The organism is Clostridium sp. (assembly GCF_036660475.1).
In the GTDB taxonomy this organism is placed as follows: Bacteria; Bacillota; Clostridia; order Clostridiales; family Clostridiaceae; genus Clostridium_J.
This window is the reverse complement of the sequence record NZ_JAVXAO010000007.1, coordinates 183,595-207,515: the sequence shown is the minus strand read 5'-3', so window position 1 is coordinate 207,515 and position 23,921 is coordinate 183,595. Positions and strand designations below refer to the sequence as shown.

The following is a 23,921-nucleotide window of genomic DNA, read 5'->3' as shown; positions in this document are numbered from 1 at the left end:
CTCACCTCTTACATAATCTATTAATCAATACTAGCTTTAAATGAATTAAACTTATTCATAGCATCTCCTGGTCCATTCATAACCATAACCTGAATAGCATCTGCAGCCGCCACGAAGGACCTTTCCATTATATTCCTATCTTCACTAGTAAATCTATCTGTTACAAACTTCACCAAATCATAGGTTGGTTCACCAACTCCTACTTTAATTCTCGGAAACTCATCAGTGCCTATGTGTGCAATAATATTTTTTATTCCATTATGACCACCCGCACTACCTTTAGTTTTAATTCTAAGTCTTCCAACCTCTAAACTAACGTCATCATATATGACTATTATATTTTCCGTTGGTATTTTATAAAAATCAATTATACTTCTAACACTTTCTCCACTTAAATTCATAAATGTTTGCGGTTTCAAAAATATAACCTTTTCACGCCCTATGGTTGTTTCCCCATATATACCTTTAAATTTTACCCTATTTAGAACTAAGTTATACTTATTTTCACATAAATCAACTATATCAAACCCTACATTGTGTCTGGTTTTATCATATCTATCACCTGGGTTCCCAAGTCCTACAACTAAATACATAATTACCTCCAAAGTCGTTTTAACATATTATTATATAATCATATCTTATTTTAAAAATTCTTATCAACTCTTATTATACTAAAAGTTTCATATAAAAACAAAAGTAGCATTTTGAAATGCTACTTTTTATTTTTACCATCTGAAATTTTTATATCTAAATTTACATATACTCCATTCTTAAACACCATACATTTTATTGTATCTCCACTTTTAAACTCGTCCATTATAGAATTTATATCACTTACACTATTCACCTTAACATCGTTAACCTCAACAATTATATCCGTAGGTCTAATGCCGGCTTCATATGCTATGCCATTTCTCGTAACTTCCTTAGCATATACACCTTCAACACCATTTTCTCTTGGCGAAACTGCTTCTTCCCCATATACACCCATATAGTTTAAAAGTGAATCCTGTTTATCCAAAATTCCATTTGTAATATTATACAAATCTTCGACAGCCATATAAAAGCTATTTTTGGAAAACTCACTGTGGTAAGCCATAGCCCTATTATTCACCCCTATTAATTCTCCCTCTAGGTTGAACAGTGCCGCACCAGTATTTATATATTTAGGTTTCACATTAGTTTTTATCATCTTCAATGACTCGCTGGCTTTGGCCTCAGGATTCTTAAATACTATACTCTCTCTAGTATTTATTATCATCCCACCTTCTATACTTTCATTAAACGAATTCCCTATAGGATTTCCTATACTTATAACTTTATCTCCAGTCTTAATCTTGCTCTTATTATCTATAACATTAATAGGCACCAATGTTTGCCCTTCTATTTTTAACATGGCTACATCATATACACTATCAAACCCTACCATATTAACATTATAAACAGCATCATCATATAATTTTATTTTCACACTGCTTGCATCCCTAATACCTGAATAGCTTGTTACTATATATTCGCCATTATCCACCACAATCCCTACCCCAATATTAGATTCCTTTGTACCAGTTCCATCATTAATAATTTTAATTACCGACACAACTGATTCAGATACTTTTTTAACCACTGATTGTATTTGCGTTTTATTTGTATTTGATATGTTTTCATCATCATCCTGAAGATAATATTCTTTACTTAAGTCAGCTTTCATCATAACTAATGCAGCTGCTACACCACTTGATGAGGCTATAAATAAACAAACTATAGTAATTAAAATAATTTTACCACTACGTCTTTTTTTAATTTTGTTAAATGTTATTCTCGCTCTAGCATCCTTATAATCATCATTAAAATTGCTCATAATAGCCTCCTTCCTACCTACCTAGGTATTACAGCTTCTTTGCAAGGGATAATGTAAACATAAACTCAACACCACCACTCTTGTTACTCACATATATTTCTTCATCGTGTAGATTTATAATCTTTTTCACTATAGAAAGTCCAAGCCCAGTACTTACTTTCTGAGTTCTCGACTTGTCACCCTTATAAAATCTATCCCATATATATTTTATATCTTCTTCAAGTATACCTGGTCCCTCATTAAAAATTGATATATGAACTTTGCGACCCTTAGCCTGGCAAGCTATCTTTATAAGCCCACCCTCATTTCCATATTTTATGGCATTGTCTAGAAGATTGGTTAACACCTGTATTATCTTATCCTCATCCCCTAGTACAAGCAATTCACTTTCATGGAAAAATACTTGTACATTAAAATTCTTATTTTTTATTCTACTCTCATTTCTTAAAATACATATACGCACAATTTCACTTATATCTATAGCCCTTTTCTCTAATTTATAAGTTCCTGATTCTACAGCTGACAAATCTAGCAAGTCATTAATTAATCTCGCAAGACGTTGAACTTCCTCATAAGCTATGTTTAGATAATATTTATGCTTCTCTTCAGGTATCACACCATCTAATATCCCACCTATAAAGCCTTTTATAGATGTCATCGGCGACCTTAATTCGTGTGATACATTTGATATAAATTCTTTTCTATTTTGCTCTACAGTTTCTAAAGAATCAGCCATAATATTAAAAGCATTAGCAAACTCTTCTATTTCATCATCTGAATGAATTTCAACACGCTTCTCAACATCTCCCTGAGCTATTTTTCTAGCAACTGCACTCATCTGAAGTAATGGATTAACTATAATCTTTTGAGAAAAATAGTATATTACAATACAAGATGCAATAACTGCAAAAACTGCTGATAACCATATAATTTGATATACATTGGATAATGACTTATCCAAGCTATCAGTAGCGATACTTATTAGTGCTGCGCCACTAAACTTTCCATCTTTACCCATTAATTGTTCAACCATAACATAAACCTTTTCATCTGCATAAATACCATAATCATTTACAGATTTTGAGTATTTATCATTTTTAAGATCATCTAAACCGTCATGAATTACTTGTTTTCCTATAAGTTGTATATATTTTATCGATGTAACAGAATAAACATATCCATTACTATCTACCAAAACTATATCATCACCAATATATGATGATATAAATTTCATAGATTCATTCAATTCTTCATAAGCGACTTCACCTTCAAGATACTCATTTACAACACTCTCAATTATTTCCACCTGGCTTGTAAGTTGTTCTTGCCTTGTTTTAATAAAATAATCTTGAAACCAAAATGAAAGAAAAGCTGCTAGAATAGTAAAGCTAACGGTAATTATGATTGTGTACGTTACAACCATTTTTGAAAATAAGCTATTCTTTACCATTATTTCACCTCAAATTTATACCCTACTCCCCAAACTGTCTCAAGTTGCCATGTTTCTCCGCCGGCCACCTTTTCTCTTAACCTTTTAACATGCACATCCACGGTTCTTGAATCTCCCGGATAATCATATCCCCATACTTCACAAAGTAATTGCTCTCTTGTAAATACCCTGTTTTTATTGCTTGATAAAAAATGTAGTAATTCAAATTCTTTAGGTGGCATTTTTACTTCCTGACCTTTGTATGTTACATTATATGAATTTATGTCTATAACCAAATTATCGAAAGTTAATGTTTCTTTACTATCACCATCTGATGTATATCTTCTTAGTACAGCCTTTACCCTAGCCATAAGCTCCTTAGGTTCAAAAGGCTTAACAATATAATCATCAGCTCCTAGCTCTAAACCTAAAACTTTATCAAAAGTCTCCCCCTTCGCTGTTATCATTATAACAGGCACTTCACTATCTCTTCTTATCCATTTAAGTACATCTATCCCATCCATGTAAGGTAGCATTACATCTAAAAGCACTAGATCCGGCTTATAATTTGAGAATGCTTCTTGAGCTTCTCTTCCATCATTTGCAACCTTAACACTGTATCCCGAATTCTCCAAATACATTTTAATAACTTCACATATATTTTTATCATCATCAACGACTAAAACTTTCCCTAAATTACCTTCCATTATTACCCCTCCAATATTTATTATCCAACTAAGTTTAATACTCTTTATTAGTATTATATAACAACAAGTAAATTTCTAAGCGTTTTCACATCAAAATTAATATTCTTAACAAATTATTTATAAAATAATTCGCAAGGTACTATATTATTCCACTATTCAAGGATTTGAACACTAAAAAATAGAATGAAGGAAAGAATTATTTTCTATCCCCCATTCTATTAATTATATTTTATTAAAAAATAAATTATTTTTATACCATTACCATACACTTATTTAAATCTATGCAATGACTATATGATTAAATCTTAATCAAAAAGCTTACTTACAGATACTTCTTCATATATTCTCTTTATTGCTTCTGCAAATAAAGGTGCTATAGATAATATTTTTATCTTATCTATCATTTTTTCTTCCGGTAAGTGAATGCTATCTAACATAACTAATTCTTTTATCGCTGATGCTTCTAATCTCTCTATTGCAGGTCCTGAAAGCACTGCATGTGAACAACAAGCATAAACCTCTGTAGCGCCCATTTCAACTAAAGCATTTGCTCCATTACAAATAGTTCCTGCTGTATCTATCATATCATCTATTAAAATAACTCTCTTGCCTTTTACTTCTCCGATTATATTCATAATCTCAGCAACATTTGCTTTCGGTCTTCTCTTATCTATTATTGCTATTGGAGCATTTAATCTATCTGCAAATTTTCTTGCTCTTGTAACACTTCCAAGGTCTGGAGAAACAACAACAACATCCTTGCAATCCTTAAATCCTTTTTGCACAAAATAATCACTTAGTATAGGTGATCCAATCAAATTATCTACAGGAATATTAAAATACCCTTGTATTTGAGCAGCATGCAAATCCATAGTTAAAACTCTATCTGCTCCAGCTGCTGTAATTAAATCCGCAACTAATTTTGCTGTTATTGGATCTCTAGCCTTAGCCTTTCTATCTTGTCTTGCATAACCATAGTAAGGCATAACTGCAGTTATTCTTCCAGCTGAAGCTCTTTTGAATGCATCAATCATAATTAAAAGCTCCATCAGGTTATTATTAACTGGTGCACTTGTAGGTTGTATAACAAATACATCCAACCCTCTAACCGTCTCTGCAATATTTACAGCAATCTCACCATCACTAAAAGTTGTAACTTCACTTTCTCCGACTTCAAGTCCTAGTCTTGTTGCGATGTCTGTAGCTAATTCAGGATACGAATTCCCCGTGAAAATTTTAATGTTTCTTCCATGGCTTATCATTTATGTAGTCCTCCTAAAACTTTATTTGTTTTTATTATATACCCAGTTCTCTTTGTTTATTTGCCTAGCTCTTGCTATAGCCAAAGATCCCTTTGGTACTTTATCAGTAATTGTTGACCCAGCTGCGATATAAGAATCATCTTCAATTTCAACTGGTGATATTAAGTTCGTGTTACATCCTACAAAAACATTACTACCTATCGTAGTCTTATTTTTCGCTTTACCATCATAATTAACTACAACAGTTCCACATCCAAAGTTACACTTTTCACCTACTTCTGCATCTCCTATATATGTTAAATGAGATACTTTAGTTCCATTTCCTATTGTTGATTTTTTAATTTCTACAAAATCGCCTATTCTAGCATTACTTCCAATTATCGTTTCTGGACGAATATAAGCAAATGGTCCTACCGTAGTACATTCTCCTATTTTACTATTTAGAATAACAGAATTTTCAACCGTTACATCATCCCCAATAACACTATTAGTTATTCTATTGTTTGCATATAACAAACAACCTTCTCCAATAATTGTATTACCTTCGATAACATTTCCTGGATACACTAACGTGTCTTGACCTATAACTACATCACATTGTATATATGTGCTCTTTGGATCCATAATTATAACACCATTATCCATATGAATTTCGTTTATTCTTGCCCTCATTATTTCATTTGCCATAGAAAGTTCAAGTTTTGAGTTAACAGCAGTAATTTCATCAACATTAACAGCTATTGCCCCAACTTTCTTACCTTCTGTTTTTAATATTTCTATTACATCAGTTAAATAATACTCGCCTTGATTATTGTTATTATTAAGCTTGCCTAATGTATTTAATAAAACTTCTATATCAAAGCAATACATTCCTGAATTAATCTCATTAACCTTTATCTCATACTCATTGCAATCTTTAAATTCTACAATTTTTTCAACCTCACCTTGAGTATTTCTAATTATTCTTCCATATTTTAAAGGATCACTCATTACAGATGTTAAAATCGTAGCACTACATCCCTCATTTTCATGAAAATTTATAAGCTTTGTTACTGTATTTTCTGTAATAAGAGGACCATCCCCTACGAATATCGCTACCGAACCCTTTTTATCCTTTAAAAAGTCCTCCGCACACATAACTGCATGGCCAGTTCCTAGTTGTTCTTCCTGAGTTGAGTAAGATATTTTTCTACTTTCAGTGCCCTTCACAACCTTGTCAGCACCCTTCCCAATAACAACATTTACTTCTTGAATTCCAGCACTTCTTATATTATCTATAACATGATTTATCATTTCTTTTCCACAAACATTGTGCAAAACTTTAGGGATATTAGACTTCATTCTCTTCCCTTCACCTGCAGCTAAAATTATAGCACATTTATACATCATATACACCTCTTTACTTAAAATATACTAAATCACTATTAACTTTTATGATTTTAAAATCACTTTATTCCTAACAATTTTGTTATATTCGCCATTTTATTTATTGATAGATTTTAAAATCTATGTAAATCTATATTTTTCTTAATAACTCGCCTCTATACCATTATATTTAAATTAATATTTTTTTTCAACTAAAGTGTTTAATTACCTATTTAACGCAAAACAAAAAGGAGTACCATGCTCCTTTTTACAATTAAACTATTTCGCCTTCTACCTGTTCTTCAGTTTTAACTTTTTCATACTCATCAAGTATAGACTTTTGAATCTTTTCTCTTGTTTCTGTATTTATTGGATGTGCTATATCCTTAAACTCTCCGTCTGGAGTTCTTCTACTAGGCATAGCTATAAAATTACCACTTTGACCTTCAATTATTTTGATATCATGAACAACAAATTCATTATCTAAAGTTATAGATACGATTGCCTTCATTTTTCCCTCTGTAGTAATCTTTCTGATTCTAACGTCTGTAATAATCATGAAATCCCCACCTCCAAGATGTACTTTCATGTATTATTCTACTAATATGTGCTAATTCCTTCTAATTGTCGAAATATTTTTTAATTTATACATAATTATTGTGTTTTTACCGGAGATGGACTAACTATTGCAACTCCATTCTCATCAATTCCGCAGAAATTTACTAAAGAAATGTAGTTATTTACTAACTTTTCTTTCACATCTATATTATCTATTAAAAATCCACTTGCTAATAGTTCACTATCAAACTCGCTTAATAATTCTCTTATTCCCTTTGCAGTTCCTCCACCTCGCATAAAATCATCAACAAATACACACTTACTATTCCTTTTCATGGATTTTGTTGATAAGGACATGGTTTGGAGTCTATTACTAGATCCAGATTCATAGTTTATACTCACAGTAGTTCCCTCTGTGTACTTGGTGTCGTGCCGAACTGTAACTAATTGAATTCCTAATTGCTTTGCAACCTCATACCCAAGTGGTATCCCTTTGGTTTCTATTGTAACTACATAATCTATATCCATATCATTAAATTCGCTAGCTAATATTATTGCAGCACTCTGAATAAGCCCTGGATTATATGCTATATCAGTTATATACAGAAAGTTTCCTGGTACAACTCTTGACTTTTGTCTTAAAGCATCACATAAATCTTCAACAAACTTTTTTTTGTCCTCATTGGATTTTCCATTTATAAATTTAATCCCTCCAGCAGCGCCTGCTACACTCTCTATTCTACCTGCACATAAGCCTTCAATAACATCCCTAACGATTACTATATCCTCACTTATTGTAGATTTAGCGGCATTAAATTTCTCAGTAAATATATTTAAAGTTATAACCTTATTAGGATTCTCAGTTAATATCTTTGTAATCCCAATCACTCTTTGGTTTCTACTGAACTTATCTTTATTTTTTTCCATACGAACCTATATCCTTCCGAACCTTATATTTATTTTTTAAATTAATGTTCATATTTATTTTATATGTTTTTTTAATATATTACAATGGATATTTTTATATTGTAATTATAACTACTTATATGAAAATTATACCCAAATATTCCTTATAAAAAAACTCACAAACAAAAACCAATTGCTTATAGCAATTGGCCTATTTATTTATTTATTTATTTATTTATTTAACTAACTACACATTATAATTTTAGAAGTCAGTGGATTCCTTTTTGTAAATTCATTAGCCTCTTCAATATTTCTCGCTTTAAAGAATAGCCTTCCACCATCTTTATTTAAAACTCCACCACAGAGCATATATTTTCCTGCTTTAACTGTATTATCTTCAATAAAATTTATACCCTCTAATCCTTCCCCATTGGCCTTATATTTTAATTCAATTAATAAATCATTGCTTCTCATTTTATTACCCCCATAGCTTATAGCTTATATTTATATAATACCGAACGTTTGTTCACTTGTCAATGCAATATTTATTTTATTTACAGCTTTACCTTATTATATTGATATACTCTAATTATTGTTTTATACTTGAAATGCGTGTAAATTCTAAATAATCTATTACTTATGGGGGTATTTTATGTTTACTCAAAACTATGAACCTATGAATAAAAATCTATGGCAAGGAAGGATAGACAGCTATGATAATTATGATACTTTTAGGTGGCATCAATGGGTCAAACCTCTTGACTTAAGACGTAATGATTTAATTCCATCTGATAGCCTCTCTTTTGCTTTTATAGGTTTTTGTTGTGATGAAGGTGTGAGAAAAAATAATGGTCGTACCGGAGCTATGAATGGTCCTATCAGCATCAGACATGAGCTTTCTAACATGCCTTGCGTTTTTAATAAGACTGTGCAACTTTTTGATGCCGGAGATATTATTGTAGACACTATTTCACTTACTGAAGGTCAAAATTTATTAAGCCACGGTATTAATAAACTTTTATCTTTGAACATTTTCCCAATAGTCCTTGGCGGCGGTCACGAAACTGCACTCGGTAATTACAATGGTGCACTTTCTCATTTGGAGAGTATATCAAACATTCCCAAAATAGGAATAATAAATTTTGATGCTCACTTTGACCTTAGGCCATATACAAATGAAGGTACTTCCGGAACTATGTTTAGACAAATTTCAGATATATGTAATGTTAAGGATATTGATTTTTCTTATTACTGTATCGGCATTCAGAAACATAGCAATACTGTTGACCTTTTCAAAACTGCAGATAATCTTGGTGTAAAATATACTTTGGCTAAAGATATAGTTTCTAGCGATGGATGGCAACTGTTAAGAGATTTAAATAATTTTATGAAAAACAAAGATTATATACATGTCACAATCTGCTCTGATGTTTTTTCAGCTGCCTTCGCCCCTGGTGTAAGTGCAACTCAAACCTTAGGGCTAAATCCTGAAATTGTTATAACACTACTAAAACATATACTAAAATCTAACCGTGTTATAACCTTTGATATCTGCGAGGTTGCCCCTAGATTTGATAAGGATAATATAACCTCAAATCTAGCCGCAGTGATTATATTTTCTTTAATAACAACCATGTGTAAACTTCAAAGTCTTGAATACAATTCAAATACATAATCTCAGAAAAGAAAGAATCATCAGATTTTAAACCTGATGATTCTTTCTTTTCTAATTACCTTAACTCACAATAACTTAAATTATTGATTAAATTGCCATATTAGATATTCTGAATCCATACCCATAATATCATCCATTTCATAAAACTTAATTGCTATCTCATCTTCATTGCTAATATTAAATTGCCAAGTAAAGTATTCCCCAAGATTTCTTGTTAACATTTTAACACTCTCCTCCAGAAAATTTCCGCTAACAATCTGTTTAGCGGTTCAAATATTACCTACATTAACTTTTAAACATATCTTTCCCCATTTACGTTTGCAACAAACACATTTTTCTTTAGTTATTACTTTTAAATTTATAAATATCAACTTCTTACTTTGTATTAATTTTAACACATATTCTTCACTTTTAAAAGCCTTTTTTAAAATTTTCTGATAATTTTAAAATTAGAGTTCCTGCTTTCTTATATAGGCTCAAATCTCAAGGTTTTTCTTAAATATATGTATTTTTTATATAACTTTTTGTATATAATTTATAATAGATATATAGGTTATAATTATAAATTTATAATTATAGATTAAATATTTAATCTATAATTAATTTTAAGATGTAAATTTAATTATAATATATATATTTTTTTACTAGCACTATTCACTACTATTATTAATAGTATATTATTTACATGTTTAATAGTTACAAAATTTATTATTATTTTTTATAAGGAGTTGTTATAGATGAGTTTTGATTTTTTACAAGACAAAAATAAAAAAGTTCACTTTATAGGTATTGGCGGAGTTAGCATGAGTGGACTTGCTGAAATATTACTTAAAAATGGGTACATGGTATCTGGTTCTGATAGGCAAAATTCTAAAATGGTTGAAAAACTAAAAGAAAAAGGTGCAAAGATTTATATAGGCCACAGCGCTGATAATATAGTTGATGTTGATTTAGTAGTTTATACAGCAGCTATTAGTCAAGATAATCCCGAGCTTAAAAGAGCTTTAGATCTTAATTTGCCTATGATGGATAGAGCCGAATTCCTTGGCAATATAATGCTTGGACATAAATATAATGTAGCTGTATCCGGAACTCATGGTAAAACAACTACCACTTCAATGATGGCTCATATCGTCATTGAAGAGAATGTAGATCCAACTATTTTAGTTGGCGGTGATTTAGATGTTATAAACGGTAATGTTCTTGCTGGAAACAGTGATTATTTTATTACTGAAGCCTGTGAATACAAAGCATCATTTTTAAAGTTTCACCCATACGTAGGAATAATTTTAAATATAGATGCAGATCATCTTGATTATTATAGAGATATAAATCATATAAAAGATACCTTCAATGAATTTATAGATATAATTCCACAAGAAGGCTTCCTAGTATGTAACCTTGATGATAACAATGTTAAAGATATATTAGCTGACCATAAATGTAATATTATGACCTACGGTATACAAAACGGTGAATTTACAGCACGAAATATAAGTTACACCCCTCTTGGATGTGGGGTTTATGATTTATACAGAAACGATGAAATGCTATTCTCTATAGAACTTAGCGTACCTGGCGAGCATAACATTCTTAACTCCCTATCTGCCGCATGTACTGCCTTAGCTCTTAATATATCTAAAGATTCTATTGTGAATGGGCTACTAAACTTCAGAGGAACCCACAGAAGATTTGAGCTTAAGGGTTCTAAAAACAACGTTACTGTAATAGATGATTACGCTCATCATCCTACTGAAATCCTTGCCCATCTTAATGCTTGCAAAAACTATCCTCACAAGGATTTATATGTAGTATTCCAGCCACATACTTACACTAGAACTATAACTTTATTTGAAGAATTTTCAAAAGCCTTCGATGGAGTAAATCATTTAATCTTAGCCGATATCTATGCAGCTCGTGAAGCCGATACAGGCATTGTTAGTTCTACTAAGCTTGGTGATGCCATAAGGGCACGTGGTGTAAATGCAATAAACTATAATGATTTTGATTCTATCGTGAGTCATTTAAAATCTCACACTAAAGAAGGAGATCTCATCCTAACTGTAGGCGCTGGAGATGTATATTTAATCGGTGAGATGTACCTATCCGAATAATTTATTCCTAAATTTTTAACCATTATTAATTATAGGCTATGTTCATAATTGGTGTTGAAATAACTTCAATATCCTACTAAGACATAGCCTAAATATTAAACTATTAACACACAAAAAATGTTGGCCTTATAATGGCTAGATATCAGACAAATTTTAATGAGGTGAAAAAATGAATAGAAAATTCAATAAAAAAGCTTACATAGTTAACGCCTTCACTCATAATGAATTAGGCGGAAACAAAGCCGGAGTTGTTATTGATTGTGAAGATTTATCTTCTCAAGATATGGCTAATATAGCCAAAGATATGAACCTTTCAGAAACTGCCTTTGTGTCAAAGAGCAATAGTAATGAATATGACTATGAGCTTAAGTTCTTTACCCCATCCACTGAAGTTGATTTATGTGGACATGCTACTATAGCTACCTTTTACACACTAGCACATCTAGGACATATAAAACCTAATTCAAATCCAATTAAACTAAAGCAGAAAACTTTAGCTGGGATTCTAGATATAGAAATTTACTATGATAAAAATCAAGTTTCGTCTATTCTTATGACTCAATCTAGCCCTGAGTTTTACTCTTATATTGAAGATATAAACCCACTTTGTAACATTCTAGGGATAAGTGAAATTGAAGCTGGTATTGAAGGCCATCCATCAAAACCAATGATAATATCTACTGGACTTAAGGATATAATGTTCCCAGTTAAATCCTTAGATACATTAAAGAAGATTTCTCCTAACTTTGAAAAACTAAAAGAGTATACGGATAATCTAAACTTAGTTGGACTTCACGCTTTCACTCTAGAGACTGAAAACCCAACTAGCTCTGTTTCCACAAGAAATTTTGGTCCTAGCGTAGGTATCGATGAAGAAAGTGCTACCGGCACCTCTAACGGTGCTCTTTGCGCATATTTAATGAAACATAACATCATAGCCTTTGAAGATAATCTTAATCTTTGGTGCGAACAAGGTTATTACATGGACAACCCAAGTGAAATCATTTGTAAAGGTGAAATAACCTCAAATGACTTTATAATAAAAGTTGGTGGCATTGGTAGTATTGAAACTATAATTGAAATTTAATATGAAAATATAAAAAGCCAGCAATTCTACCTTTGGAATTGCTGGCTTTTCACATTAATATGCATTTAAATGCTAGAATGTACATTCTAGCATTTAAAACTAAACATAAGCTCCTTCAATATTTTAAATCATAAAACATATACATTAAATTACGGCATATACTTTGTGCTATTACTAATTTCTATATCCTCTTTAAAACCCCTTAGATTTAATTATGGTATATATACTTTCACTTATTATATCCTCAGACAACTTAAGGCGTATGTTTGAATACTTCCTTTAGATTATTTACTTCCTGCTCCACTTGATTTTTAACCTCAGCTCCTGGATTAAATAAAGAATCATATCTAAAGAAAAATACACCATCATAATTTTTGAGCTTTTCACTAGCCGCTACCTGCCTTTTCAAAATATCTGTAGTATTTTTCCACTCATCTTTTCCATTTCCCGCCCAGGTATCCTCACTCCCAAGCTTATAAGGTGATAATCCTAAATAAAGCTTAACACTAGGTTCTGTTACCATATCATTAAACTCATTAATAGCCTTAGTAAAATCATTTCCTTGATTTTCAAATCCATAATAAACCTGCGGGCAAATATAATCTATATATCCAGGATTCTGAACCATTTTTTTCACATCAATATACTGATTCTCAAAGTTATTCTTCATAGATCCTTGAGGACTAATTCCAAATACAACCTCAGAATTTATTTCTTTAATAGCTTTATACACCTGTTTCACAACAATATTAACATTCTCCCGTCTCCAATTAGCTAAATCTAAGTTTCCCCCAGATGCTACATACTCATCAAAGACTTTTTTATCTATATTAATATCACTACTGGGATAGAAATAATCATCAAAATGTATTCCATCAACCCTATAATTTTCAACTATCTCCTTAACACCATTTACTACAAGTTCTCTAACTGACTCACTTCCTGGATTATAGTATATTCCTCCATTGATATTTATAATAGAATCACTACCACTATTTATCCACTCACTAGCTGGATTACTTGAATCTATAGCAGTCTTCGTGCTATCATTCCTTACTCTATATGGATTAATCCATGCTTCTAACCTAATTTTTCTACTATGAGCCTCTTCTATCATAATCTTTAATGGGTCATATCCTGGATTCCCACCTTCAGTCCCAGTGCAATATGAAGACCACGGGAAATATTTAGATTTATAAATTGCATCAGAAAAAGGTCTTACCTGTACAATCACAGTATTTAATCCCAATGCTTCTACATTATCTAAGGCTTTTGAAATATTAGATTTAAATTCTTTTTCTGTTTTCCCTTTTAGCATAGGCGACAAATCCAAATAGGATATCCATACAGCTTTAATCTCATCATACTGAAGGACCTTTGAATCTTCAGGTATATTACTCTCATTTTTGATTTTCACATCATCAAAAAATATAATCCAAATGATTCCCATAACAATTAATATAGCTATGCCTACAGTTGCAATATTCATCTTATTCATCAACTACACCCCTCATCTACAGATAATATATAAATATGCACAAACTCCATTTCATAGAAGAAAACATTTCTTAATTTAAACTCTACCTTTCCTATATCCTAAGATAAAAATGAGAGGTAATGTCTATTTACTTAGACTCTACCCCTCAATTTTAATAACTAAAGTTAAATGATTTTTACTTTAATATCTTCTTAATTAAACTTAAACTCTCCTTATACGGTGCATATCTCACAGGAATATCTATTGCAAATCCTTTTCTAACTATAGACTTTTCATGAGTAAAGGTATCAAAACTTGATCTACCATGATATTTTCCCATACCACTCTCGCCTACACCACCAAAAGATAAATGACTTGATGCAACATGCATTATAGTATCATTAATACAAAGGCCTCCTGAGGATGTTTTCGAAATTACCTTATCAATATTTTCTTTATCCTTCGAGAAATAATAAAGTGCCAGTGGCTTTGGTCTAGCATTTATAATATTTATAATTTCATCTAAGCTCTTATAAGTTATCATTGGAAGTATAGGTCCAAATATTTCTTCCTGCATAACCCTATGGTTAAAATCAATATTATCCATTATTGTTGGAGCTATATATCTGTTTTCTCTACTGTGGTCCCCACCAACAACTAAATGTTCCTCATCAATATAGCTAACAAGCCTATCAAAAGCATCTTCATCTATTATTCTTCCATAGTAGCTACAGTTTTTAATATCGTCTCCATAGAACTCCTTAATATACTTTTTAAATCCTTCTATAACCTTATCTTTAACATCTTCATGAACTAAAACATAATCAGGACATACGCAAGTTTGACCAACATTTAAGAATTTACCCCAAATAACACGCTTACAAGTAAGATCTATATTAGTATCCTTATCTATTATACAAGGACTTTTACCACCTAACTCTAAAGTAACCTCTGTAAGATGTTTTGATGCTGTTTCCATAATAACCTTACCAACGCCTACACTCCCTGTGAAAAAGATATAGTCGTATTTTTCTTTTAAAATCTCCCTATTTCCGTATTCAACTCCATTAACAACTTTTACAAGTCTTCCATCAAAGTTTTTATCCATGATTTCCGCAATAACTCTAGAAGTGTTAGCACTCTTCCTTGAAGGCTTAATTACCGCTGTATTTCCACCTGCAATAGCTCCAATAAGTGGTGCTATTGTAAGTTGGAATGGATAATTCCAAGGACTGATTATAAGTGTAACTCCATATGGTTCCCTGTATAGATAATTTTTAGATGGTATATTACCTATTGATGTTTTAACCCTTTTAGGTTTGTTCCACTTACGAAGATTTTTAATTATAAATCCTATCTCCTCTAAAACAATACCTACCTCAGTTAAATACCCTTCAAAGTTACTCTTACCTAAATCTTTATTAAGAGCTTCTAATATTGCTGCCTCATTTTCTTGAATTACTTTTCTTAATTTCATCAAATTTTCTATTCTATCATTAACCTGAAGTGTATGACCTTCATGGAAATATTTCCTTTGATTTTCGATTATATCTTTTATGTTTTCCATCTTTCTTATCCTCCTATTAATTTTATATAATAATTTACATTACACTTGGAATCTTTTTACACACCCTTATATTACTTCTAATTATATCAGTATTTTTTTCTTTTTCATTAGTTCAATGATAAATTTTACAATTTTTATATATTTTTTATTAGACGTATTTCAAATTATACTTAAATATAAATATTTTTTATTATATTTATATGTTTTTTAGTGACATTTTTATATAACTACTTTAAATAACTATGCTTTTTTTATTTTTTACACATTCTATAAATGGCTATATAACTAGCATTCTAGCTATACAACTTAGATGTTTTTTATTTTGCAAAACTTTTTGCACCAAAATTGTTGACAACCTCTCCATAATATCATATAATAAGTTTTGTCAGCGGGGTGTAGCGCAGATGGGAGCGCGCGTGGTTTGGGACCATGAGGTCGCAGGTTCAATCCCTGTCACCCCGACCAAAAGGAACATTTAATAATGTTCCTTTTTTCATGTTTATTTTTATGTCCAAAGTTATTGGTACAAATTATTTCGCAACTCACTATATATGTTCTAATAAAGTTTATCTGATATACAACGTCCGTAACCTACCAACCTTCTTCAATGAAGCCTTGAAAAATAACAAAGTTTACTTAAATACTATTCAGATCTCATTTTAGCCAAAACTCATATGAAGAATCAAAAAAAATATAAGTATCAGAACCATAACAATATGAATTTTCTTGAGTTCCCCATTTTTATCCCTATATATAAATTTATTTATCACTCCAGTTGCAACTATAAACAGTAATGTCATCATAGTTAATAGCCCTAGAAATGAGAATGTGAAACTACCTTCCATTATCATAATATGAATTATGGCTGAAATAAAAGCACCAACTCCAAACACCACGTGATTATCCTGCAAGATATTATTAACATCCATTGTAGTATTAATTAACCCTCTATACTGCTTTTTAGATAACCCTCTAATGAATTTATTATAAAATCCTGTAGCCACTATTCTTAGAGCCGCCGCCACCATAAGTATAATAGAAATAAAAGCCCAAAAATTCCCCAAAAACTTCATATTCTATACCCCCACAATATTTATCATACAATGTATTTATATGTTGTCACTTTCTATTCCATGTATTACCCTTTACATTATAAAACTTATTTGCTATGTTAATATGCAGAGGTGATATTGTAATGTTTAAAGATATAAAAGCTGCAATTTTTGATATGGATGGAACTATAGTTGATTCCATGTGGTTATGGAATGAAATTGACAAAGAATATTTAGCAAAACATGGATTTGATGTGCCATCATGTTTAACTCAAGAAATTGCGCATCTTAGTTTTGATGAAGTTGCAAATTACTTCAAGGATAAATTCAATCTTTCCTATACCGTAGATGAAATTAAAACTCATTGGAATGATATGGCACTTGAAGCTTATAGCAACAAAGTTAAACTAAAACCAGGTGTTATAGAATTTTTCAAAACACTTAAAGATAATGATATAAAGATAGCTCTTGCAACTAGTAATAACGCTTTATTATTAGAAGCTTGTTTAAAAGCAAATGGAATTTATGACTACTTTGACTCAGTAACTCTAACTAGTGAAGTTTCAAGAGGTAAAGATTTCCCAGATGTATATCTGTTATGTGCAGATAAATTAGGCGTTAACCCATCTAATTGTGTAGTATTTGAGGACTTGCTTGCTGCTATACAAGGAGCTAAAAAAGCCGGCATGAAAGTTGTGGGTGTGTATGATGAGCACTCTAAAAAACACCATACAGATATGAAAGCCTTAGCAGATGAATTTATACTAGATTATGTAGATCTTTCTTCTGCTATATAGGGATTTAAAAGCTAAATTAAGGCATCTTAAAATAAATAACAAGTCAAAGATACTGACTTATTTATTTTTTAAGATGCCTTAATTAGAATCTCACTTCTATCTTAATTCAGCTTTCTAATTAATTTCATTCTGCAACACTCTCTACTTGAATGCTCACAACCTTTATTAAATCCTGTGGTGAAACCTCAACTTGAAATCCAATCTTACCCGCACTTACAATTATGGAATCAAAATTTTCACTTGATTTATCAAGAACGGTTTTATACTGCTTCTTCATTCCAATAGGAGAACATCCACCCCTTATATATCCAGTTACCTTATTTATTTCTTCCACCTTTATCATCTCCACTGACTTCTCTCCCACACTTCTTGCCGCCGCTTTTAAATTCAGCCCCTTATTTGCTGGGATTACAAAAACATAAAAATTGTTACTATTACCTTTAGTCACAAGGGTTTTAAATACCTTTTCCACAGGCTCTCCTATTTTTGATGCCACAGTAACTCCATCTAAAGCTTCACCCTTAGTATCATAGCTATGCACCTTATATTCTATTTTTCCTCTATCTAAAGTTCTCATTGCATTAGTTTTAATATTAGCCATCTTCTATTTACTCCCTTATCTTTGATATTCATTAACCATTATTTAAGTATAATACATAAATGCCATGAATACACTTATACTATAAAGCTCTTTTTATGGAGGTACATTTGTGTTAAAAACTTTTTTTATCTATGTTCTATCTTTTGCTGCTGCTGGGGTTGGTGTGTTATATTATCTTCTAATCGATAAATGTAACAAACAAAATCTTCAATTAAGAATACTTACAAAGCAAAACCATAATATAACTGCCCAATTAAATTCTATAAATAAACCAACAGATAATTTAAAGATATACTCAAAACCTGTACCATTTAGCACCGGACAAACCTTAAATCGATGCTCCCTATATATATCCCCACTAAGTAACAGTCCTATTCTTAGGTCCATACCAAGTAGTACTAGAGTGGAAATCTTAGATTTAGTAGAAGCCTTTGAACTATCCTGGTATGAAGTAAAAGTGATAATGTCTGAAGATGTAAACATCAAAGGATTTATAAGACAAGAGCTTGTAAAAGAACTACAAGTAGTTCAAACAACTGTACTCAGCAATTATCGTCGCTAATTACCACTCTATTATTCATTAAAATTAGTCTATAAAAATATAAAAGTCCACATTTTTGTGTTAAATAAGTATAGCCACAAGATACATTTTAAATATCTTGTGGCTTTTATATGGTCTAATTCTCTTTCTTTTTTAACAAAGTAACCTCTATAAAAGAGATACCAAAAGCAATCCCTACTGCACTAGAAAACACTCTAAATAAATCAATGTTTGAACGTCTAAAAATCCAATCATAAATATAGTGTAAAGCACTGAATAAAATAAACAAAGTAATAAACTTAAACAACCTTTTCCTTATATCAGTCCATTTTAATCTTCTTAAATTTAAAAGAGTAATAATAGGAATATACAAAAGCATAAAGAAAGTCAAAAATACATATCCACTCACCAATTTGAAAGCAAATCTACTGTCTATATCTTTATACACTATCCAAAGTACAACTATAGTCCCAATTGCAAATAGTATAAAAAGAATCTTTGTAAAAATTAATGCTTTATTCTTCAATATATCACCTCTTGTAGGATTAAAATTAATTACTCACCAACTTGTTGTGTGTGTTCCTGTAATAATCATCAAATTACAGTACGTTATTTTAAATTTCTATATTCCTCTTCAAGGATACTCATATTCATCAATGACCAGTACTTACCGTCCATTTTCCTACAATCTCTAAAAGTCCCTTCAAGAATAAATCCTGCTTTTTTATAACAAGCAATTGCTGATTTATTGAAATCAAACACTCCTAAATCAACTCTATGTAGATTTAAATCATTAAAAGCAATGTCCAAAATAGAATTAATCATTAAAAGTCCTATACCTTTATTTCTACTTTTATTCGATACAAGCACTCTACCTATCCTAGCAGACATATTTACTTTGTCTATTCCCAATAATTGAATATGTCCTAAAGTTTCCTTATTAACATCATCTTTAGCACTAAACATCATACTTTTAGGTTCTTCTTCTAATGTCATTTCTATATCTTTTTCTAGTTGCTTTTCCAATAATTCTAAAGTATATGATGGCCCTGCCCATTGAAGTAAGAACTCTTTATCCGGAATCCATGATACTAACTCAGGTATTTCTTCACAAGTAAATTCTTCAAGCTTTAATGTCATAGGAACACTCTCCCTAATATAATAATCATTTAATACCCAACCAATAACTCCACGACTTTTTACCAAGGTTCTTTCCTTGGTTCTTTCTATTATAGACACTACATCACCTTTTCTAGCTCGTACAAAATAGTCCGTGCAATCATAGCATCTCATACCATCTTTAGATTTAAAAATTCTATCATTCCTAATCCATAGCTGATGATTTGAAGATATATGTGTACAAAGACTAAATTCATTTCCCTCTTCTAATACTTCTATAGCATTATCCATCCATGAGATCTGAATAGTATTTAAATTTGCTTCTTGGTCTTTTATTATCTCGCCTTGTGGTAAATCATCCAGTGCATCAAAAGTAATATTCTCGCCATTTATTATTAATGCATTAAGCTGACCTTCTGACTTTATAGAATTTCCACCATCTATACTGATAATTCTTTGCTTCTTATTTATAATTGGATTACAACAGCCCTTTTCTTTCCCATAATTCGCAGTAGGCCAATGCCCTACTATAACATATTTTGAAAAAACTAAACCTTCATCCATAAATGCATCTCTTTTTATTACTTCATCCGCTTTATTTATTTGTAAATCCTCTGAAGTAATACCTGCATGAGCAAATATAAAATTCTGGGTTTCTATAATATGTGGCAGCTCCATGAGCCAATTTAACTCTACGCTAAAATTTAAGTTCAATTGCTCCTTAATATATTTAATATCTGATTCTTCATTAACCTCAATTGAAAGACTTTCACACATTTCATTTAATATACTCTTTTTTCTAAATAACATATACCTTAAAAGATTTTCATCATCTATTTCATTCTTTACATCCTCCCACAAGGTATCGCAATTTCCAGTGACTATGTAAACTTCTCTCTCCTTTGACAACTCCATGATATATCTTAACGTATTTAAACTTTGATCTCCTTTTTCAATTAAATCTCCAACCAAAAACAAGATATCATCTGCACTATAAGAAACTTTCAATAATAATTTTTTAAAAAGATTTAGATTGCCGTGTATATCACTTATAGCAATTATCCTCTTATTTTTATCTACCATAACTTTTTTAACTACTGCATTCATCCATTTATCCTCCATCGGTAATCAAATTCATTCTAAAGTAAACTAGCTAAATTTAAGCTATATTCTCTCTTCTTTTCCTTTAATCATTAAATATTCATCAACTATATGTTTATGTGTTTCAGCTATATTTACTTCCCTTAGCTCATCATAGCTAAAACAACATAGTTCTAATGATTCTTCGCTACATATTAATTCAGATATACTGTTCACTTTCAATAAGTACACAGCAGTTATTATTCTTAATACATTTCCATCAGGGAATTCAACTATCCGTGATGGATCCGAATAAATTTTCCAAAACACTAAATCCATTTCATCAACAACAAGTCCTGTTTCCTCATTTATCTCCCTAATTAGTCCTTGCTCTAAACTTTCATCAACATTTAATTCCCCACCAATTAAAGCCCATCTATCACTGTCTGCTCTTCTTTCTAGTAACACTCTTCCATCATGTTCAATTACTGCACAAATTCCTATAGAATTTGGTTTATTAGGCTTTGGTGCATTACTGTTTTTATAAAAGAATTTTGCTTGTCCCACATTAAATCCTCCTCGTCCTAAATAATTATTTTAAATATGCAATAAAATATTTGAGCAGCGTTGAATTTTTAAATATTTTTCAACATTGCTTTTGAATATCAATCACTGTATTTGCATCATCTATATTTACCTCAACTAATTCAATCATTTTTTCACCTCCCCAAATTCTATTTTTGTTAAACTATAAAATAGTTCTTCTACACTTTTACCACCTAATGCATTAAGACTCTTGTAGCGACTAAATTCATATTTAAACCCACATTTATTAATTACACTTTTAGACTTAACATTAAAATCATAATGACTAGACCATATTAAATCTAGATCAATACTTTCAAATAAATATTTTATGAGGAATCGTGCTGCTTCTGTGGCATAACCATTCCCCCAATAATCTGGATGTATTGTGTATCCTATATATCGTTGCTTTAAGTTAAGTCTATCTTTATCTGGTGCTACATCATCCATTCCTATAGAACCGATAACTTTATTTATTCCTTTTAAAACTATTGCATAGGATTGATTGTACTTAATAAAGTTTCTTAGACACTCTTTACTTTCTTCAATGTCTTCAATAACCTTTGTTCCAGCACACCTTCCAACTCTTTCATCAGACATAAACTCATAAAAATCTGTATAGTCATTTTCATTCCATCCCCTTAATATGAGTTTATCCGTATTAATAATGTTCATAATACCCCCTATCTTCTCACCATACTACTCTCATTATAGTACATTGTATCATATATGTAATATTGTTACATATATGATATTTAATTTAAGCTATTTAATTGAAACTAATTTTAATTAAATATACAAATAAGTTAGAATTTGAATTTAATATAGTTTATATTTTCTATATACCATGAATTAGCAATAAAAAAACTCCAAAAATTAAGTAGCTATTACACATAAGCTTAATTTTTGAAGTATCTTTTATTTAAATTTTATTATTAAATTCTTCTTTGATAACCTTTAGCAACTCAGTATTAAAATAAATATCTAATGCAGACCCTACCATGGATTTTATAGCTATCTGCATCTTTTCATAGGCTTCTTCTGAATTAGCATGATCTAAGAATTCTTTCTCATGTACATATACCATTGGACTTATATCCAATGACATTTCTCCATACATAGTGGGACACACTTGACTTACATTGCCAATGTCTGTAGATCCAGTTGGCCCTTCTGATGAAACTACAAAATCATTAATACCTAAACTATTCATATTTTCCATCATAATGCTTTGGAGCTTTGTAATATTAATTATATTATCATATGGATTTTCAAAGTTTCGATAATCTAGTTGGGAACCTGTCATAATTGCAGCACCTCTAGCACAGTTTATAACCTTCTCAGTAACCTCTATTAGATATTTTCTTTCATTCGCACGAATATAGAATTTACACTGGCATAAATCAGGAACTATATTTGGTGCCACACCTCCTTGAGTAACTATGCCATGTATTCTAACATCGGATTTTACATGTTGTCTTAAAGCATTTACCCCTGCAAACATAAGCTGCACTGAATCTAATGCATTTACCCCCAAATGAGGATGTGATGCTGCATGTGCTGCTTTTCCCTTAAAGTTAAACTCAATAGAATCCATAGCTAGCGCTTTACAATTTAGATTGTTAAACGCCTCTAAGTGTAATTGGAAAGCTACGTCTATATCCTTAAATGCACCAGATTCTACTAAATTACATTTGCCTCCTGTAGTTTCTTCGGCTGGTGTTCCAATTAATACTATTTTACCTTTAAAATTTAGTTCCTCTTTTACCTGTAGAAGTACCATAGCTGCGCCTACCGTAGTGGCTGAAATCCAGTTATGCCCACATGCATGACCTAATTCTCCATTATCACCATACCCAGGTAAAGCATCATATTCTGCAAGGAAGGCTATTACTGGACCTTCATCATCACCAAATTCAGCTCTAAATGCAGTTTCCAATCCACAATAAGGATATTGTAATTTAAATCCATATCCCTCCATTTTATCTACTATAAATCTAGACGATATAAACTCTTCATTCCCTAGTTCTGGATTTTTAAATATGAAATCACTTATTTCTTCGAATTCTTTTTTAAGATTATCAACTTGTGTAAATGCAAAATCTTTTATGTTTTTTATATCCTTTACCATTATGTCCTCC

The 23,921-nt window shown here is 30.9% G+C and carries 24 protein-coding genes and 1 tRNA gene; 6 read left to right on the top strand and 19 right to left on the bottom strand.

From position 1 onward, the window contains the following. Positions 1-20: 20 nt before the first annotated feature. The 9 genes from pth to RSA29_RS11495 all read right to left on the bottom strand — a co-directional run bounded on the left by pth (position 21) and on the right by RSA29_RS11495 (position 8,559). On the bottom strand, positions 21-593 hold the full coding sequence (gene pth, locus RSA29_RS11535; protein WP_346942845.1) for an aminoacyl-tRNA hydrolase: 573 nt from the start codon (positions 591-593) through the stop codon (positions 21-23). A gap of 119 nt (positions 594-712) precedes the next feature. Further along, positions 713-1,858 (bottom strand): S1C family serine protease, encoded by a 1,146-nt coding sequence (locus tag RSA29_RS11530; RefSeq protein WP_346942846.1) that lies wholly within the window; start codon positions 1,856-1,858, stop codon positions 713-715. A gap of 28 nt (positions 1,859-1,886) precedes the next feature. Beyond that, positions 1,887-3,308, bottom strand: coding sequence for a HAMP domain-containing sensor histidine kinase (locus tag RSA29_RS11525; protein ID WP_346942847.1), 1,422 nt, complete (start codon positions 3,306-3,308; stop codon positions 1,887-1,889). Beyond that, entirely contained in the window at positions 3,308-3,994 is a 687-nt protein-coding gene (locus RSA29_RS11520; protein WP_346933967.1) for a response regulator transcription factor, read from the bottom strand. Before RSA29_RS11520 ends, RSA29_RS11525 begins: the two co-directional genes overlap by 1 nt. A gap of 305 nt (positions 3,995-4,299) precedes the next feature. After that, positions 4,300-5,256 (bottom strand): ribose-phosphate diphosphokinase, encoded by a 957-nt coding sequence (locus RSA29_RS11515; protein WP_346933966.1) that lies wholly within the window; start codon positions 5,254-5,256, stop codon positions 4,300-4,302. A 21-nt stretch (positions 5,257-5,277) separates the two neighbouring features. After that, entirely contained in the window at positions 5,278-6,642 is a 1,365-nt protein-coding gene (glmU, locus tag RSA29_RS11510) for a bifunctional UDP-N-acetylglucosamine diphosphorylase/glucosamine-1-phosphate N-acetyltransferase GlmU (protein WP_346933982.1), read from the bottom strand. 253 nt (positions 6,643-6,895) lie between these two features. Continuing rightward, complete coding sequence (gene spoVG, locus RSA29_RS11505; protein ID WP_346933965.1) at positions 6,896-7,180, bottom strand: septation regulator SpoVG; 285 nt, start codon at positions 7,178-7,180, stop codon at positions 6,896-6,898. Positions 7,181-7,275: 95 nt separating this feature from the next. After that, entirely contained in the window at positions 7,276-8,106 is an 831-nt protein-coding gene (purR, locus tag RSA29_RS11500; protein WP_346933964.1) for a pur operon repressor, read from the bottom strand. A 222-nt stretch (positions 8,107-8,328) separates the two neighbouring features. Next, positions 8,329-8,559, bottom strand: coding sequence for a hypothetical protein (locus tag RSA29_RS11495; protein WP_346942848.1), 231 nt, complete (start codon positions 8,557-8,559; stop codon positions 8,329-8,331). Between the two features lie 178 nt (positions 8,560-8,737). Between RSA29_RS11495 and hutG the strand changes: the two genes are divergently transcribed. Further along, positions 8,738-9,760 carry a formimidoylglutamase gene (gene hutG, locus RSA29_RS11490; protein WP_346933962.1) on the top strand — a complete coding sequence of 341 codons (1,023 nt, stop codon included), beginning with the start codon at positions 8,738-8,740 and terminating at the stop codon, positions 9,758-9,760. 80 nt (positions 9,761-9,840) lie between these two features. Here the strand turns inward: hutG and RSA29_RS11485 are convergent, their stop codons facing one another. Further along, entirely contained in the window at positions 9,841-9,981 is a 141-nt protein-coding gene (locus RSA29_RS11485) for a hypothetical protein (RefSeq protein WP_346933961.1), read from the bottom strand. A 516-nt stretch (positions 9,982-10,497) separates the two neighbouring features. Between RSA29_RS11485 and murC the strand changes: the two genes are divergently transcribed. Beyond that, positions 10,498-11,874, top strand: a complete 1,377-nt coding sequence (murC, locus tag RSA29_RS11480) for a UDP-N-acetylmuramate--L-alanine ligase (protein ID WP_346942849.1) — start codon at positions 10,498-10,500, stop codon at positions 11,872-11,874. 169 nt (positions 11,875-12,043) lie between these two features. Next, positions 12,044-12,961 (top strand): PhzF family phenazine biosynthesis protein, encoded by a 918-nt coding sequence (locus RSA29_RS11475; RefSeq protein WP_346942850.1) that lies wholly within the window; start codon positions 12,044-12,046, stop codon positions 12,959-12,961. Between the two features lie 253 nt (positions 12,962-13,214). On the opposite strand, the gene RSA29_RS11470 is transcribed toward RSA29_RS11475, so the two are convergent. After that, on the bottom strand, positions 13,215-14,459 hold the full coding sequence (locus tag RSA29_RS11470) for a family 10 glycosylhydrolase (protein WP_346942851.1): 1,245 nt from the start codon (positions 14,457-14,459) through the stop codon (positions 13,215-13,217). A 175-nt stretch (positions 14,460-14,634) separates the two neighbouring features. After that, complete coding sequence (locus RSA29_RS11465; RefSeq protein WP_346942852.1) at positions 14,635-16,005, bottom strand: aldehyde dehydrogenase; 1,371 nt, start codon at positions 16,003-16,005, stop codon at positions 14,635-14,637. A 389-nt stretch (positions 16,006-16,394) separates the two neighbouring features. Here RSA29_RS11465 and RSA29_RS11460 point away from each other — a divergent pair. Beyond that, positions 16,395-16,470: transfer RNA gene (locus tag RSA29_RS11460), tRNA-Pro, on the top strand. Between the two features lie 194 nt (positions 16,471-16,664). Here RSA29_RS11460 and RSA29_RS11455 read toward each other — a convergent pair. Then, a complete protein-coding gene (locus RSA29_RS11455; protein WP_346942853.1) occupies positions 16,665-17,078 on the bottom strand; it encodes a hypothetical protein in 414 nt (137 codons plus the stop codon). A 122-nt stretch (positions 17,079-17,200) separates the two neighbouring features. Between RSA29_RS11455 and RSA29_RS11450 the strand changes: the two genes are divergently transcribed. Further along, complete coding sequence (locus RSA29_RS11450; protein WP_346942854.1) at positions 17,201-17,854, top strand: HAD family phosphatase; 654 nt, start codon at positions 17,201-17,203, stop codon at positions 17,852-17,854. Positions 17,855-17,978: 124 nt separating this feature from the next. Here RSA29_RS11450 and ybaK read toward each other — a convergent pair whose 3' ends face one another. Continuing rightward, complete coding sequence (ybaK, locus tag RSA29_RS11445; protein WP_346942855.1) at positions 17,979-18,455, bottom strand: Cys-tRNA(Pro) deacylase; 477 nt, start codon at positions 18,453-18,455, stop codon at positions 17,979-17,981. A gap of 109 nt (positions 18,456-18,564) precedes the next feature. Here ybaK and RSA29_RS11440 point away from each other — a divergent pair, with 109 nt between their 5' ends. Continuing rightward, positions 18,565-19,017: a hypothetical protein gene (locus RSA29_RS11440; RefSeq protein ID WP_346933953.1), complete on the top strand. Its 453-nt coding sequence runs from the start codon at positions 18,565-18,567 to the stop codon at positions 19,015-19,017. A 115-nt stretch (positions 19,018-19,132) separates the two neighbouring features. On the opposite strand, the gene RSA29_RS11435 is transcribed toward RSA29_RS11440, so the two are convergent. The 5 genes from RSA29_RS11435 to RSA29_RS11415 all read right to left on the bottom strand — a co-directional run bounded on the left by RSA29_RS11435 (position 19,133) and on the right by RSA29_RS11415 (position 23,911). Continuing rightward, entirely contained in the window at positions 19,133-19,522 is a 390-nt protein-coding gene (locus tag RSA29_RS11435; RefSeq protein ID WP_346942856.1) for a hypothetical protein, read from the bottom strand. Positions 19,523-19,605: 83 nt separating this feature from the next. Then, positions 19,606-21,222 (bottom strand): GNAT family N-acetyltransferase, encoded by a 1,617-nt coding sequence (locus RSA29_RS11430; RefSeq protein ID WP_346942857.1) that lies wholly within the window; start codon positions 21,220-21,222, stop codon positions 19,606-19,608. A gap of 57 nt (positions 21,223-21,279) precedes the next feature. Beyond that, on the bottom strand, positions 21,280-21,762 hold the full coding sequence (locus RSA29_RS11425) for an NUDIX domain-containing protein (protein ID WP_346942858.1): 483 nt from the start codon (positions 21,760-21,762) through the stop codon (positions 21,280-21,282). Positions 21,763-21,906: 144 nt separating this feature from the next. Further along, complete coding sequence (locus RSA29_RS11420) at positions 21,907-22,455, bottom strand: GNAT family N-acetyltransferase (RefSeq protein ID WP_346942859.1); 549 nt, start codon at positions 22,453-22,455, stop codon at positions 21,907-21,909. A gap of 247 nt (positions 22,456-22,702) precedes the next feature. Continuing rightward, entirely contained in the window at positions 22,703-23,911 is a 1,209-nt protein-coding gene (locus tag RSA29_RS11415; RefSeq protein WP_346942860.1) for a M20 family metallopeptidase, read from the bottom strand. Positions 23,912-23,921 lie beyond the last annotated feature (10 nt).

Bases quoted from the DNA above. Each gene is read 5' to 3' on its own strand.
- pth (WP_346942845.1), bottom strand. From the start codon at position 593: ATGTATTTAGTTGTAGGACTTGGGAACCCAGGTGATAGATATGATAAA.
- RSA29_RS11530 (WP_346942846.1), bottom strand. From the start codon at position 1,858: ATGAGCAATTTTAATGATGATTATAAGGATGCTAGAGCGAGAATAACA.
- RSA29_RS11525 (WP_346942847.1), bottom strand. From the start codon at position 3,308: ATGGTAAAGAATAGCTTATTTTCAAAAATGGTTGTAACGTACACAATC.
- RSA29_RS11520 (WP_346933967.1), bottom strand. From the start codon at position 3,994: ATGGAAGGTAATTTAGGGAAAGTTTTAGTCGTTGATGATGATAAAAAT.
- RSA29_RS11515 (WP_346933966.1), bottom strand. From the start codon at position 5,256: ATGATAAGCCATGGAAGAAACATTAAAATTTTCACGGGGAATTCGTAT.
- glmU (WP_346933982.1), bottom strand. From the start codon at position 6,642: ATGTATAAATGTGCTATAATTTTAGCTGCAGGTGAAGGGAAGAGAATG.
- spoVG (WP_346933965.1), bottom strand. From the start codon at position 7,180: ATGATTATTACAGACGTTAGAATCAGAAAGATTACTACAGAGGGAAAA.
- purR (WP_346933964.1), bottom strand. From the start codon at position 8,106: ATGGAAAAAAATAAAGATAAGTTCAGTAGAAACCAAAGAGTGATTGGG.
- RSA29_RS11495 (WP_346942848.1), bottom strand. From the start codon at position 8,559: ATGAGAAGCAATGATTTATTAATTGAATTAAAATATAAGGCCAATGGG.
- hutG (WP_346933962.1), top strand. From the start codon at position 8,738: ATGTTTACTCAAAACTATGAACCTATGAATAAAAATCTATGGCAAGGA.
- RSA29_RS11485 (WP_346933961.1), bottom strand. From the start codon at position 9,981: ATGTTAACAAGAAATCTTGGGGAATACTTTACTTGGCAATTTAATATT.
- murC (WP_346942849.1), top strand. From the start codon at position 10,498: ATGAGTTTTGATTTTTTACAAGACAAAAATAAAAAAGTTCACTTTATA.
- RSA29_RS11475 (WP_346942850.1), top strand. From the start codon at position 12,044: ATGAATAGAAAATTCAATAAAAAAGCTTACATAGTTAACGCCTTCACT.
- RSA29_RS11470 (WP_346942851.1), bottom strand. From the start codon at position 14,459: ATGAATAAGATGAATATTGCAACTGTAGGCATAGCTATATTAATTGTT.
- RSA29_RS11465 (WP_346942852.1), bottom strand. From the start codon at position 16,005: ATGGAAAACATAAAAGATATAATCGAAAATCAAAGGAAATATTTCCAT.
- RSA29_RS11455 (WP_346942853.1), bottom strand. From the start codon at position 17,078: ATGAAGTTTTTGGGGAATTTTTGGGCTTTTATTTCTATTATACTTATG.
- RSA29_RS11450 (WP_346942854.1), top strand. From the start codon at position 17,201: ATGTTTAAAGATATAAAAGCTGCAATTTTTGATATGGATGGAACTATA.
- ybaK (WP_346942855.1), bottom strand. From the start codon at position 18,455: ATGGCTAATATTAAAACTAATGCAATGAGAACTTTAGATAGAGGAAAA.
- RSA29_RS11430 (WP_346942857.1), bottom strand. From the start codon at position 21,222: ATGAATGCAGTAGTTAAAAAAGTTATGGTAGATAAAAATAAGAGGATA.
- RSA29_RS11420 (WP_346942859.1), bottom strand. From the start codon at position 22,455: ATGAACATTATTAATACGGATAAACTCATATTAAGGGGATGGAATGAA.
- RSA29_RS11415 (WP_346942860.1), bottom strand. From the start codon at position 23,911: ATGGTAAAGGATATAAAAAACATAAAAGATTTTGCATTTACACAAGTT.